Below are 13,235 nucleotides of genomic sequence, written 5' to 3'. Positions count from 1 at the left end.
TGGCGGGCGCTCTCTCCGTCGCTTAGCAATACCTGCTGCGCGCTGGAAAATTGGAGGCGGCTGCGGTCGACTGAAACGCGGAGATATTTAAGAGGCTTTCGACCCTTCTTAGTGCTTCCAGCGGCAAAGGCGCTCACAGCTAGCTAATTTCATCAGGTATGAAGTCGCCTGTTTGGCGTTTCCACAAGCGCGCAAACGTTTCTCCCAACAGTGCGACAAATGACGCCTCGAACTGGGCGAGGCGGTCAGAACGTCAGAACCGTTGCCGTGGCAACTCAGACCTAGGTCCAGTCATTACGTGGACTAAGGTCCAGGGGAGGAACATTTTGAATTCAATCAAGTTCGGCGGGGCGGGGCAACGCACTCCATAGGAGCATTGAAACATGAGAACCAATTTCAAGATCGCCGCTGCTGCGGTTCTGCTGCTTGCCGGCGTCGGCGCAGTTGCAGCTCAGGACGTTGTGATCACGCCTGAACAGGACACGGTCGTAAGGGAATATGTTAAGAAGCAGCCGCTCGCTTCTGTGAAGGTTCCCGGTGTCGAACTCAATGTGGGTACGGCTCTGCCCGAAACCGTCGAGGTTCACGAAATCCCCAATGTCAAATATCGCTATGCGGTGATCGACAACCGAACCGTCCTTGTGGATCCGGGAACCCGAAAAATTGTGAAGGTCTACGATTGACGAACACGTAGCGCAACGTAGCACTCCTTACCCTTCCTGATTGGCCCGTCACCGCTTCTAAGGTGGCGGGCTGCGGGCTTTGACACTCGGCCAGGACGAGGCACGCTGCAGGCGTGTTTCGACACCCCTGCAAAGTCGGCTTGACGAAACATTAGTGATCTCTAACTATTCGTGCTGCGGCAGACGATGCTAACCCCATCGTTGCTGAAGATCGGGATCTTCACCGGGCTCCCGATCGCCCGCGCTTCCTGCAAGCGGCGCGGGCTTTGCTCTCGCATAGGAGATGCGATGCCCGACAAGCCGGGTCAGTCGGACTACCCGATCTTCTTGCCTTTCAGATGCCAGGCGTCGCTTGCGACTTGGAACGATGCTTTCACTTGCTCGAACATCAGCGAAGCTAATCGTCCTGCCGGGACCGCTATTGGGCTCGGCTGGCTGAACCACCCATGTGATTTCGGCAAGCGCATCAGGCACGCAAAGCTTCAGTGCACCAAGATGACCAAGTCTGGTGGCCTACCGGCTGTCGTTGAAGTCTCACCTTTGCTGACCTACATGCGCGGTGCGTCGGATGTTTCCTCCCATCGTCCGGCGCGTTCCCCTCTGGAGGTCTTTGACCTTCATACTTGGCCGGACCTTTGGTCCGGCCTTTTTCTTGCGCGCGAGAAACGGGCAAACTGACGACTACGCCCAGCGCTGATTGGTGGGCGATCTCGCTGCCAGAATTGTGCAGTCTCGCGTTGTGCCGCTTCACCGGTGAAATGGGAACCATGATGACGGGCTGTCAAGCCCATGGCTTATCTTCGCCAGCTGGCATGCGGAAGACCGATCCATGGCCGTTTTCTCGACCTGCCATTCTTGCCGGTCATTCGAGCGCAATGACAATTCGCCGCTCGCTTTTGCCGATATTTCCAAGTGATCTGGAAGAATTGACTATGCTGGCTTGTCGAAGACCATAGGCAAACCACGTTTCGACGCCATCTCGACCACCAGTTCTTCGATTGCTTGATCGGAAAGGCGGGTCTGCAGTGTCGTACGAATCCGCTTGACCAGTTCATGTACCGGCAAAGGCGCGAGGTCCTCGGCATCATCGAGGAACCGACTGACTTCGATCACAACGTCCGCATCGATGTCGCCCGGCAAATCTCGCATATGCTATCTCCGATCAACGCATATATTGCCGTCTTCCTGACGGTTGTCGAGTCAGGCAGATGAACGTCGGGTTGTTTCCCATGGCGGCGCTCTGCTTCATCTGCACAAATCCCGGCCATCACTGTGCGACGGCGTGAGGCTTTGCTTCCCCAGTCACTCTGGGAGCCATTGAGCCTGCTATCCATTTGGCTATTAGTCGCTGCGTAGGATTTTCGCTTCTAACGCCGCTGCAACGAAGGCTCCTCTCGCTACCGGCGTCTGGGCTTCACCACGCAGAACCTGAAGACATGCATCCATAGCCAGTTTTCGCTTCTTCGTCTGATGAGGGAAACTCCGCAGCAGGATGGTGGCTGCCTCGTTCACATCGAATATGACGCGCTCACCGTCATGTCGGCCAATTTGCACCACCACGGGCCGGACAAACCTGCTCGACATGCAACCACTCTCTCAGTTCCGACCGTGACACGCTCTTCGCGTATCATGACGTTGGGTCAGTTTATACATGTATTGGCTAGGGCCGGGAAAGAACTTGCAGTTGCTCAATCTCAACACAAATTGCCTGTGCAATTCAGCAGGGTCGCCATATCTCGGTGGGTCCCGGTTTTCTTGTGCAAGAAGGCACAGCGGATTCCGGAAGGTGAAGCGGCGCTTGGTCCCGTGGGCGCACTTCCTGAAGCCCAAGCCTTCCCTGGCTGTCAGCCCTGACGTGGCCGCTGCCGCAATGCCGGAGCTTCTGGGGCACGCGATCCGAGAGAGGAAGAGTGGGTGGAGGTTCGGGAGAGAGTCTCCCGGCGCCCGTCGAGGAGTGACAGCCATGACCCCGATGGAAATTCACACGCCCAAGCTAACGAGCGGGCCGGTTACAAGGTCGACGTCGGACGCTACCGCGTAGTCGGAAGCTTTCAGACTGGCTTTTCCAGGCCATCATTGCGCTCGGTAGGCTGCTTTAGAGCGTTTCAGCCTCCAAACGGCCACAACTTGTCCCGTTCCACCGGATGAACAGCGCATTCTGCCTATGAAGTCCTTGGCCGTCTTCAAAACGCCAAAGTCTCGCAGCTAGCGTTGCAAGCTACCGCTTTCGTCGGCCCACGCTCTTCGCCAAGGGCGGTGGGGGCTCTACAGGGGAGCATGCGGGTGGTCGGCCATGTTGCCAGAGCAAATCCTGCGCAGCTTTAATCACGGCCTTTCGGTTGTTGCCGTATTTTAGGATCAACTCCCAAGCCAGGTCCGTAGTCAAACCGTTCTTTGAAGCGAAATATCCGACCTGATGGTCGTGAATGGCACCATGCCAGAGCTTGTCATCGCCCATTCGAGCCTCCACTCTGTTCTGTTTGAGCTACGAGCGCCAGGATTCGCCCCCTCGCTGCTAAGCTATCGGCATATTAGCAATAGCTCAACTAAGACTGAAGTCCTGATGTTTATGCCGCGACGAACCGCTTCATCGAGCACGGCGATTGCCTGCCAACCGGACATGGTCAGGATTGCCGTTGCATGCGGAACTCAATCGAACGGCGGAAGGATCTCCAGGCGTGGTCTCGACATCATCGATCGACAGGTCGACCTCCGCCAAGCCTGGGCAAAGCCTTGAAGCCGATCGTTGAAATCAGGCGTCGATCGTGCGCTTGCCCGCGGGCAGGTGGAGATCGGCGGCCGTCGAATCGCTTGAAACCATGGGAGATGCGGAACCTCTTGCGAAGCCGCGCCGAACGAACAGAAGCTGCTTCGCGAAGAGACCGAACTGGTCTCGCTGTCGTTGCGGCTGCTTTTACAGAACTCAGCACGCTGCCGCGCTGTGAATAATCGCGCAACGCGACTCCGTGGACCAGCGGTCGCGAAAGGCGGCTCAAGCAGCCAGACAACAAAACGCAGTCGCACCCTACGACAAAACTCGAGGTGGCCTCGAGGTTTGACTTGGTGGCGGCGCAAGATTATTGTATTAGATAATTGTAATGTTAATCGGGCGCGAGGGATGCCAGAGGGGAAAAACGGCGAAGCCCCGTTATTGCTGGCGGCCTAGCGTGTCCTCGCACCCCAAACCAGGGGATGACAACGCCGTGCCCGCTGCATGGCTGCACGCTCTACTCTATGGATCGAGGAAGCGTTGCAGGTGCGTCCAGGAGGTTAGAATCGGTAAAGTGACCCTAATGGGCAGGGGCCCTTACGAGCCGCTGTGCGACCCCAGCGGAGAATGGCTGGTTTGGGATGCCGTACGAGAGAACGTGGCCGAGTTCGACGGCTATGTTTTTCTGGGCCTCACACCGAGAGAGGCGCTGAGGTTCTCGACGGTGTTGAACAATATGATAAGGCCTTCGACCAGCGGGGGTTCACGATCCCGCCCCGCACAGCCGGCGTGAGGTGTTTGTTACCGGGCGGGATCGTGCAGAGGGCTCCGCGAACAGCGGCTCGCTCGGCATCGTCAGGTACGGAGCACGGGGGCGGCTCGAGCAATCGTCGGAAAACCGCATCCGCCGCTGTCCAGCGTCACTTCGCTAAGCCTTGCTCGCGCGTTTATGTGGCTGAAACGGCTGGTCGAATCTCACCAGCAATAATACGGCGGAAGAGCCACAGAACGCCGGCATTGTGTCAAAGACCGAGTTCCAGTTCGACCACCGTCTGACGCTATTGTCTATCGCGGACCACAAACCATTCACCGAATCCTTCGCAACATGTCTTAACGCGCGTGAGGGGGTTCGCCCGATCGGGGCTTTCATGAAGCTGGTGACGCAAGTTCGAGCCTGACGTTTAACCATCGGCTGCCGCCGCGCCTGAAATGAATGCACGTCGACTATGCGCGTCAAGATAGAGGGGCTTCGGGCCTCAGCGAATTCTTCTTGAGTAGCCTTCTTTGACCCTTTGGGTCTCGTTCTCGGCGTTGCCAATGATCGCAACGCCCAATCTCGGCCGTGTAGATCCGCTTTGCCGTTCCTGAACGCTGACGTCGCAGGCGAGCGTGTTGGAGGTCATGGTGGTGCCACTTGCGGACTCCGCCAGTGTTGGCGCGAAGGTCGCGTCTCGACCCCATCTCGGATTTGCCCGGCAGGATCGATCGGCAGGCCAGAAAGGCCGGGCATTCGAGAAGCCGTGCTCTGCCTTGGCGCCCTCTCGCCACTGCCGCGTTGGCGTGAGCCGCAGTTCGAGATCCATCGCTCGGCCGAGTTCTCACATGATGCTCATGCCGCCATCGATTAGCATTTCAGAACCGACCATGAAGCGGCATTCGTCGGATGCCAGAAACACCACCGCATTGGCAATTTCCTCGGCCGTCCCAAAACGGCCGGCCGGGACCATCCCGACGACAGCGTTCGCCCGCGCCTTCGTTTCCGCGGGACCGAGACCAAGCTTGTCGTTGAGCGGCGTGTCTATCGGGCCCGGGCTGATCACATTGGCGCGGATGCCGCGCCCTATCAGCTCACCGGAGAGCGTTCGCGCCAACGAAATCATTCCGGCTTTTGCCAACGAATAGACGTGCGTTCCAGCCATTCCCATGTGTGCGTTGACGGAGCCGCTGAGAATGATTGATGCCGGATTCGAAAAGAGCGGGACCAAGGCCTTGACCAGGAAGTAAGGTCCTTTCAGATCGATGGCAACGCTCCGGTCAAAGGCCGCCTCGCTCCAGTCGGCAAGCGGACGCAAGTCAACGATGCCAGCGTTGACGAAGACAGCATCGAGCTTGCCGAATGCCGCTCCCAGCTGTCGGGCGATATCATCCTGGGCGGCAACGCTGCCCGCATCGGCAGCGATGATGAGCACATTGTCGCCGAGAGTCTTGCGGGCTTCGTCCAGACGGCCCTCGTTGGTGCCGGTGATCGCAACGCGAGCACCCTCCTCGAGAAAGCGGCGTGCTGTTGCGAGCCCGATGCCGCTGGTGCCGCCGGTGATCAGCGTAGCTTTGTTCCGCAGTCTGGGCATGACGGAGTTCCTCATACGGTCGCCCCCCACCCGGGGGGCTTCTAAACTACAGTCGCGTTCAGCATTACGCGTTCAACAGGACAGCAGCCATCCTTGGCCAAATAAAAAATCGCGGGACCCAACGAGATGAGTGACAACATTCCAGCTGTCATGACGAGCCGGACGTCCGTGCAATATCGCTGGACGGTGCCAATTCTGAAGAGCGTCTTATGGGCTTCCCACTTCGAACCAGAGTCTGATAGGCGGCGAGCAGCGCTGCGTAGCCGCGACGAGGCGTGGGCGCCGACGCGCTGGGCCATGCCGCCGGAAAGCTGCCGGGGAAAGGCGTCGGCGAATTAGGCGAGACCGACGAGCGCGATGTAGAAGCGGGCCTTCTCCTCGGCATCCAGTTTCGCGACGCCCCGCACCTCGAGACCGAAGCCGACGTTGCCGAGTACGGTCAGCCAAGGCAACAGACGCGGTTCCTGGAAGATCACCGCCCGCTCGGCGCCGACACCATCGATCGGCTTGCTGTCGATCGCGACACGGCCACTGTCGGCGGCTTCCGATAAAGCGCGAGGGGATAACTGAGATGCCAACCCGACTGGCGCACGGGCTTAAGGTTGAACCGACCAAGAGCCGGTGTCCGCTGAAGCCGAAGGCGTGGAACAGGCCGGGCGTCGCGACCATCGTCCCATACGTGTCAATCCGATGTTGGGGGTCTTTCACGAAGTCGAGTCACCAGCGGAAGGGACAGCACACAGAGTGCCGCCATCATGAGGAACCCGGGCGGGCCATAGGCTCCGTAAAGCTGACCTGAGACCCAGACGAGACCCGCGGTGGCCAGCCCCGGGCCGATCGCGTAAACGGCCTGCGCAGTGGCGGCAAGATGTGCGGGCACGCTGCTGGCGATAACACGCATACAGGCAAGATGCAGCAGGGCGAACGTAATGCCGTGAAGCGGTTGCACGAGCGCAAGCATCCAAATCGTCGCCGTTTCTGCTTCCACGACCCAGCGAAGAATTCCGGCCACCACGGCCAGAGCAGCGGCCCCGGCCACCCCAAGCCGGCGCAGCAGGATCGGCCCGACCACAACGAACACCACCACCTCCGCTGCGACGGCTTCCGACCAAAGTATGCTGCTCGCCGCCGTACCGACCCCGGCCGCTGTCCAGCGGATGACCGAGAAGGTGTCATGCATGGCATGGCTGCCATAGATCAGCGCCGCAATCACGACGATGCGCCGGAAAATCGCAAGACCGAGCAGCTCGCGCAGCCCGCCGATTGCGCTTTGCCCGACAGGGTCCGCTGCCCGCTCGGCGCCGGTGTCTGATTCCGGCACCAGCGCGGCGGCAGCCAACGCGCCGGCGAGCAGCGCGGCGTACATCCATATGATCGCACCCAGTTCCAAAACTCCGAGCACCTGGCCTGCCACGAGAGTGCCAGCAACAAAGGCTGCTGATGCCGCACCCCGCACCCAACCATATTCAAAAACCGGCTCGCGCACCGATGCGCGCGCCGCAAGGGCGTCGGCGAGGGTCGTGATCGGTGCCAGCCCGGCTGACTGGGCCAGATAGACGACCAACAGAAGGAAGAGGCCTTGCACGGCGGCCAGCCCAAGCGTCGCCGCCACCGCGATCCCGATGCAGACCGCCAGGGTGATGCGGAGGGCGCCGAGAAGGTCTGCTATTCGATTGGCGAGCGGTCCGGCAATCAGCCGGGCTGCGTTGCCTAGCCCGAACAGAACGCCCAGCTCTTCAGGTGTTAGACCGCGCGCCTCAAAATACCGTGGCCAGAACGGGGACGCTGTCCCGAATGCAGCATACATTGCAGCATAGAGCGCTAAAAACGCCAGCAGCGGGCGAAGGCGTGCCATGCCAAAGTTCTGCCACGAACGCGCATCGCGTTACAGGGGGATTTGGGATCTGCAGAATGATGCTTCCTGTGCGAATGGGGACCTCGGCGTTGATGATCCGATCCGCGATCATCACCCGCGACAAGCGTATTGCCGCGCCCACGCTGCTTGCCGCCGCCGCCCCACCACGCTCTCTCTTAGCTCGCCTCCATGCCGTGCGCCGACATCGCCCAAATGGCAGCCGGAAATGAGGAGGGCGGTCTCCAGCACCATCGCCTCGACGCATTCCTGCTTGGGGTAGAGGTAGGAGGTGACGATTGCAATTTGGCAGGGGCATCGGCGTTGTTGCCCGGGCGACGATGGGATCATCGTCTTCGCGAGCGCTGTCGGTCGCACGACGTTATTCCTTTACCGCGCCCGTCATTGAGGAAACGTAGTACTCGACAAAGAATGAATAGAGCACCACCACTGGCAGCGAGCCGATCAGCGCACCTGCCATCAGCGCGCCCCACTCATAGACGTCGGAACGAACCAGCTCGGTGAGCACGCCGACCGGTACCGTCTTCTTTTCCGACGATTGAATGAAGGTCAGCGCGTAAATAAACTCGTTCCAGGATAGCGTGAAGGCGAAGATGCCGGCCGAAATCAGGCCGGGTACTGACAGCGGCAGCACGATCTTGGTGAGGATCTGCCAGCGGCTCGCGCCGTCGATCAGAGCGCATTCTTCCAGTTCGAACGGGATCGAGCGGAAATAGCCCATCAGCAGCCAGGTGCAGAACGGGACGAGGAAGGTGGGGTAGGTGAGGATCAACGCGAACGGTGTGTCATATAGGCCGAGGTTGAACACCATCAGCGACAACGGGATGAATAGGATCGAAGGCGGTACAAGATAGGCCAGGAACACTGCGAGGCCGACCTGGCGCGCGCCCGAAAATCTCAGGCGTTCGATCGCATAAGCCGCCAGCACCGCTGCCAACAGCGACAGGAAAGTGGCGGCGGTCGAGATGATGATCGTGTTGAGCAGCCAGCCAGGATAGGAGGTCTCGAACAGCAGATAGCGTATGTGCTGCAATGTCGGATGAACCACCCAGAACGGATTGTGGTTCGCATAGTCGGTCATCTCGGCATTCGGCTTAATCGCCGTGATCGTCATCCAGTAGAAGGGGAACAGGAGCACGATCATGAACACCAGTAGCGGCAGATAGACCGTCACCACCCGGCGCGGCAGGCTTTGCAGGTAGCCCATGCCGCCTTCGTCGGTGTCAATGCGCTCGGCTTGCTTGATCGCGGCCATGTCAGTCTCCGCCGCCTTGCTGCCATCTGCGCCGTTGCAAGCCGAAATAGCTGAACAGGATCGCCGCCAGCAGGAAGGGGATCATGGCGACGGCGATTGCCGCGCCTTCGCCGAGCTGGCCTCCGGCAATGCCGCGCTGGAAGGATAATGTCGCCATCAGATGGGTAGCATTTACCGGGCCGCCACGAGTGAGCACATAGATCAGTTGGAAATCGGTGAAGGTGAACAATACTGAGAAAGTCATAGTGATGGCGATGATCGGCGTCAGCAGCGGCAGGGTCACGTGGCGGAACAATTGCCAGCGGCTGGCGCCGTCGAGGGTGGCGGCCTCATAGAGCGATTGCGGGATGGTCTGCAGGCCGGCGAGCAGAGTGATTGCGACGAATGGAATGCCGCGCCAGACATTGGCGGCTATGACCGAGGCGCGGGCATTGGTCGGGTCGCCGAGGAAGTTGATGCGATGGTCGATCAGTCCCATCTGCTGCAGCGCCCAGGACAGGATCGAGAACTGCGAATCGTAGATCCACCAGAAGGCGATCGCCGAAAGCACCGTCGGCACCACCCAGGGCAGCAGCACCACCGCGCGAAAGAACGACTTGAAGGGAAGGTTCTGGTTGAGGATGAGCGCCAGCCAGAGCCCGAGCACGAACTTCAGGATCGAGGCGCTGACCGTGTAGAGCAGCGTGTTGAAGACCGAGAGCCAAAAGACGCTGTCGCTCCACAGATATTCATAATTCTCGATGCCTATGAAGATGCCGGGGCGGCCGATGCGCGCATCGGTGAAACCGAGCCAGACGCCGAGCCCGAGCGGGTAGGTCAGGAAAACCAGCAGCAACGCCGCCGCCGGCAGCATGAAGCCGAAGCCGAGGACATTGCGGCTTTCGGCCAGACGCGACAGGATCGACGGGCGCGGCCGAACCGCAGCGGAATTCACGGCCATGGGTGGCTCCTCGTGAAGTCTGGTTGCATGGCGGTGCAAGCCGCCGCCGAAACCGAGCCGGGCAGCGCGGTCGGCCGCCCGGCTCAGCTGTGGTCAAACGCGATAGTAGCGGTTGGCGCGCTTTTCCGCCTCTTCCATCGCTTCCTGCGGTGTGGCCTGGCCAGTCACGGCCTTGGCGAACATGTCGACCAGAACATAGTCGGCCATGGTGGCGGCCGAGGCGTAGCCGAGCGGCCCGGCATAGCCGTTGGGACGCAGCGTTTCCGAGGCTTTCGCGTAAGCCGCATTGTTCGGATCGGCCTTCCAGACGGGATTGTTGGCGAAGGCTTTGAGCGTCTGGCAACAGTAGCACGCCGAGGAGGTGATCCAGTCCGACATTTGCGGATCCTCGAACATGAACTGCAGATAGGCCTTCGCCGCGTTGGGGTAGGGCGTGTAGTTGAAAATGACGGCCGTGGTCACCTGGAACAGCTCGACGGATTTCCCGACCGGACCGATCGGCATGTTGGTTGTGCGCATGTCCTTGGCGATCTCGGTCAGCTTCGGATCCTTGTCTTTGTTGACCTTGGCGGTGTTGTAGACGGAAATCCCGTTGGCGATGACGCTCACTTCGCCGGCCAGGAAGGCGCGGTTGTTGTTGACGTCGAGCCAGCTCTCGGTCCCGGGAATGAAGGTCTTGTAAAGCTCCTGCGCATATTGGATCGCCTTGAGCGTCTCGGGGCTGTTGATCGTGACCTTGCCTTTCTCGTCAACCATCTGGCCGCCATGGCTCCACAGCAGCCAGTGCGCGTAGTTGTTGCCGTCGCCGACGCCATGGCCGTGGGTGAAGCCGGCCGGATGGCCTTTGGCCTTGAGTGCCTTGCACAGCTCGAGGAAGCCGGCCGTGTCCTTCGGAAACTCCGCGAAACCGGCCTCCTTCACCCAGCTTTCCCGGTAGACGATGGCGTTGCCGATGGTGGCCAGAGGCAGGCCGATGAACTTGCCCTCGTGCGCTGCATACTGTTTCGGCCCATCGTACCAGCCGCCATATTTCTTGCCGAGATAATCGCCCAGTTCCGTCACGTCGAGCAGCTTGTCGGGGTACTGGTGCGGATCGTCGAACCAGACAAACATCACGTCCGGACCGGAGCCGACATTGGCGGCGACCGCAGCCTTGGGGCGAATGTCTTCCCAGCTCTCCTTGTCGACGCGGACCTCCACCCCCGTCACTTCGGTAAACCGTTTGGTGTTTTTCAGCCACTGGTCCTCGTCGCCCTGCACGAAAGGCGACCAGCGCAGCAGCCTGAGCTTCGCGCCGTCCTCTGGTTTGTACTTCAAGCCCTCCTGGGCGAAGGCCGGGGAGCCGACGAACCGACTCCCCAAGGCGCCAGCGGCGGCGCCGGCGGTCGTGCGGATCACGTCGCGTCTGGTGAATTTCATGCTCGTTTCCTCCTGTCTTTCCTCGTTGCGTGTCGCTTACCGCTGCGGGGGCTGATCGATGCGCTTGCCGGTTTCGCCGTGAAAGAGATGAACGAGACCAGGCTCGACCGACAACCGGATGGTTTCTCCCGGCGCGAAGGAATGGCGTTCCCGGAAATTGGCCACGACGTCCTCGCCTCCCGCCGTCCGGCCGATGATCTGTACTTCCGAGCCGGTCGGCTCGATGACCACCACGGTGATCGGAATGCCATTGTCGTCCAGCCGCAAATGCTCGGGCCGTATCCCCAGCACGACGGGCTCGCCATTGCCGATGGAGGACAGCCCGGACAAAGGCACCGAAATCCCTCCCTCGCCCTGGAAGCGCGGCGTGCCTTCGGTCAGGATAGTTCCCTTGAGCATGTTCATGGCGGGAGAACCGATGAAGCTTGCGACGAACAGGTTGTTCGGCCGGTCGTAGAGTTCCAGCGGCGGCCCGATCTGCTCGACGATACCGTCATGCATGACCACGATCTTGTCGGCCATGGTCATGGCCTCGATCTGGTCGTGCGTGACATACACGGTCGTGGTCTTCAGCCGTTGGTGCAACTCTTTGATCTCGGCGCGCATCTGCACCCTGAGCTTGGCATCAAGATTGCTGAGCGGCTCATCAAACAGGAACACCTGCGGATCGCGCACGATCGCGCGGCCCATGGCGACGCGTTGACGTTGGCCGCCTGAAAGCTGCCGCGGATAGCGCGACAGCAGAGCAACCAGCCCGAGGATCTCGGCTGCCCGCTTGACACCTGCATCGCTATGCGTCTTCGGAACACCCTTGAGCATAAGCGAGAACGCCATGTTCTCCGCAACCGTCATATGCGGATAGAGCGCGTAATTCTGGAAGACCATGGCCACGTCGCGTTCCTTCGGAGCAACGTCATTGACGATCCGGCTGCCGATCGAGATATGGCCGCGCGAAATCTTTTCCAGGCCGGCAATCATCCGCAGAAGTGTCGATTTCCCGCAGCCGGACGGTCCGACCAGCGTGACGAACTCGCCGTCTTCTATATCGACGCTGACACCATGCAGGACCTCGGTGGCCCCGAACGATTTGTAGACATCGCCAATCGCGACAGACGCCATCGAACTCCTCCCGATGGTCCCCTGCGAATGTCACGGGGAGCCGTTTCTACCAGGCGTGGTTTGAAACGGATGCCGGCAGTGCGGCAATCCACCACTGGCGTCGGCGACGTCTGCCCCAGATCCCCCTGGGTCACGCGACCTTGAAACCGTAGCGCTACCAATTCCACCTGTAAAGCGGCCATGCACAACCGCAGAACGACGGGTCTATGCCGTAAACCCGCGGCCGAAGGGCGCGGGACACCTATGCCAACGGCGTCTGGTTCCATTTGGCTGGCGCTCGCTCGGGCTGTCCTCACGCTTATTGTATTGCAGTTGGATATTTCCTGCTGACATTCAGGCGTTTCTATAAGCGCTCCACGAAAAGCACGGGCGTAAAACGGGAGCCTGTCAATCCTACTCAGCCGCTTCGATTGAGGGGGCGCCACCATTTGCCAGCGCCTTCGCTGAGGGGTACTCTTTCACGCAAGAGCCGGCGGTAGGTGTCGTTTCAAAAAGGGCTCCATCGGGTTCAGATCGTCGACGAGGAACACAAAATCATCGCGATCAGATGCGTAGAGAGTCGTGGTGTCGCTGGAGATGTCGAAGTTCGGATTGTACCGCCCGCAACTCGAGGCGTCCGTTCTCGATATCCAGCGTCTTCATCTGCTCGCGCGATCATTAAGGAGACCCTGCTGGTATCGACGGCGCGTTGCGCGGTCAGACGTTTCCCAGTCGTCGTTGCCTCGTTCCGGCATCCGAGTTCAGGCTCCAAAGCGGGGGCAAGGCCTATAGCTTCTCGCTCGCCGACGGTGACTGGTTCTATTTCGCTGGAGTCTGGCGAAACGCAAAACTGGCTATGGATGTTTGTCTTCAGGTCCTGCGTGGTGAAGCCCAGACGCCGGTAGCGAA

At 60.1% G+C, this 13,235-nt stretch carries 10 protein-coding genes and 1 pseudogene; 2 read left to right on the top strand and 9 right to left on the bottom strand.

Annotated features, from left to right (window positions below; translation table 11 throughout):
* The first annotated feature begins 383 nt into the window (after positions 1 to 383).
* Positions 384 to 683 (top strand): DUF1236 domain-containing protein, encoded by a 300-nt coding sequence (locus tag NKJ89_RS18630; RefSeq protein ID WP_352604549.1) that lies wholly within the window; start codon positions 384 to 386, stop codon positions 681 to 683.
* Positions 684 to 971: 288 nt separating this feature from the next.
* Entirely contained in the window at positions 972 to 1,361 is a 390-nt protein-coding gene (locus NKJ89_RS18625) for a hypothetical protein (protein WP_352604547.1), read from the top strand.
* A 252-nt stretch (positions 1,362 to 1,613) separates the two neighbouring features.
* Here the strand turns inward: NKJ89_RS18625 and NKJ89_RS18620 are convergent, their stop codons facing one another.
* The 9 genes and pseudogenes from NKJ89_RS18620 to NKJ89_RS18580 form a co-directional block, all read right to left on the bottom strand.
* Positions 1,614 to 1,832, bottom strand: a complete 219-nt coding sequence (locus NKJ89_RS18620; protein ID WP_352486264.1) for a hypothetical protein — start codon at positions 1,830 to 1,832, stop codon at positions 1,614 to 1,616.
* A gap of 192 nt (positions 1,833 to 2,024) precedes the next feature.
* Entirely contained in the window at positions 2,025 to 2,267 is a 243-nt protein-coding gene (locus NKJ89_RS18615) for a DUF982 domain-containing protein (RefSeq protein ID WP_352604545.1), read from the bottom strand.
* Positions 2,268 to 4,991: 2,724 nt separating this feature from the next.
* Positions 4,992 to 5,741, bottom strand: a complete 750-nt coding sequence (locus tag NKJ89_RS18610; protein ID WP_352604543.1) for an SDR family oxidoreductase — start codon at positions 5,739 to 5,741, stop codon at positions 4,992 to 4,994.
* A 338-nt stretch (positions 5,742 to 6,079) separates the two neighbouring features.
* Positions 6,080 to 6,286: pseudogene (locus NKJ89_RS18605) on the bottom strand (ABC transporter ATP-binding protein); the annotation flags it as partial.
* 137 nt (positions 6,287 to 6,423) lie between these two features.
* A complete protein-coding gene (locus NKJ89_RS18600; RefSeq protein WP_352604541.1) occupies positions 6,424 to 7,596 on the bottom strand; it encodes an MFS transporter in 1,173 nt (390 codons plus the stop codon).
* A 379-nt stretch (positions 7,597 to 7,975) separates the two neighbouring features.
* Entirely contained in the window at positions 7,976 to 8,869 is an 894-nt protein-coding gene (locus NKJ89_RS18595) for a carbohydrate ABC transporter permease (protein WP_023761782.1), read from the bottom strand.
* Between the two features lies 1 nt (position 8,870).
* Positions 8,871 to 9,809, bottom strand: a complete 939-nt coding sequence (locus tag NKJ89_RS18590) for a carbohydrate ABC transporter permease (RefSeq protein WP_023761783.1) — start codon at positions 9,807 to 9,809, stop codon at positions 8,871 to 8,873.
* Between the two features lie 93 nt (positions 9,810 to 9,902).
* Positions 9,903 to 11,228 carry an ABC transporter substrate-binding protein gene (locus NKJ89_RS18585; RefSeq protein ID WP_352486269.1) on the bottom strand — a complete coding sequence of 442 codons (1,326 nt, stop codon included), beginning with the start codon at positions 11,226 to 11,228 and terminating at the stop codon, positions 9,903 to 9,905.
* A gap of 36 nt (positions 11,229 to 11,264) precedes the next feature.
* Entirely contained in the window at positions 11,265 to 12,347 is a 1,083-nt protein-coding gene (locus NKJ89_RS18580; RefSeq protein WP_352604539.1) for an ABC transporter ATP-binding protein, read from the bottom strand.
* Positions 12,348 to 13,235: the final 888 nt, after the last annotated feature.

Origin of the sequence: Mesorhizobium sp. M0047 (assembly GCF_040323315.1) — a bacterium.
GTDB lineage: Bacteria > Pseudomonadota > Alphaproteobacteria > Rhizobiales > Rhizobiaceae > Mesorhizobium.
Note: the sequence above shows the minus strand (reverse complement) of the source record. Positions and strands in the feature narration are given on the sequence as shown.

Coding starts and splice junctions, on each gene's coding strand:
- NKJ89_RS18630 (WP_352604549.1), top strand. CDS start 384: ATGAGAACCAATTTCAAGATCGCCGCTGCTGCGGTTCTGCTGCTTGCC.
- NKJ89_RS18625 (WP_352604547.1), top strand. CDS start 972: ATGCCCGACAAGCCGGGTCAGTCGGACTACCCGATCTTCTTGCCTTTC.
- NKJ89_RS18620 (WP_352486264.1), bottom strand. CDS start 1,832: ATGCGAGATTTGCCGGGCGACATCGATGCGGACGTTGTGATCGAAGTC.
- NKJ89_RS18615 (WP_352604545.1), bottom strand. CDS start 2,267: ATGTCGAGCAGGTTTGTCCGGCCCGTGGTGGTGCAAATTGGCCGACAT.
- NKJ89_RS18610 (WP_352604543.1), bottom strand. CDS start 5,741: ATGCCCAGACTGCGGAACAAAGCTACGCTGATCACCGGCGGCACCAGC.
- NKJ89_RS18600 (WP_352604541.1), bottom strand. CDS start 7,596: ATGGCACGCCTTCGCCCGCTGCTGGCGTTTTTAGCGCTCTATGCTGCA.
- NKJ89_RS18595 (WP_023761782.1), bottom strand. CDS start 8,869: ATGGCCGCGATCAAGCAAGCCGAGCGCATTGACACCGACGAAGGCGGC.
- NKJ89_RS18590 (WP_023761783.1), bottom strand. CDS start 9,809: ATGGCCGTGAATTCCGCTGCGGTTCGGCCGCGCCCGTCGATCCTGTCG.
- NKJ89_RS18585 (WP_352486269.1), bottom strand. CDS start 11,228: ATGAAATTCACCAGACGCGACGTGATCCGCACGACCGCCGGCGCCGCC.
- NKJ89_RS18580 (WP_352604539.1), bottom strand. CDS start 12,347: ATGGCGTCTGTCGCGATTGGCGATGTCTACAAATCGTTCGGGGCCACC.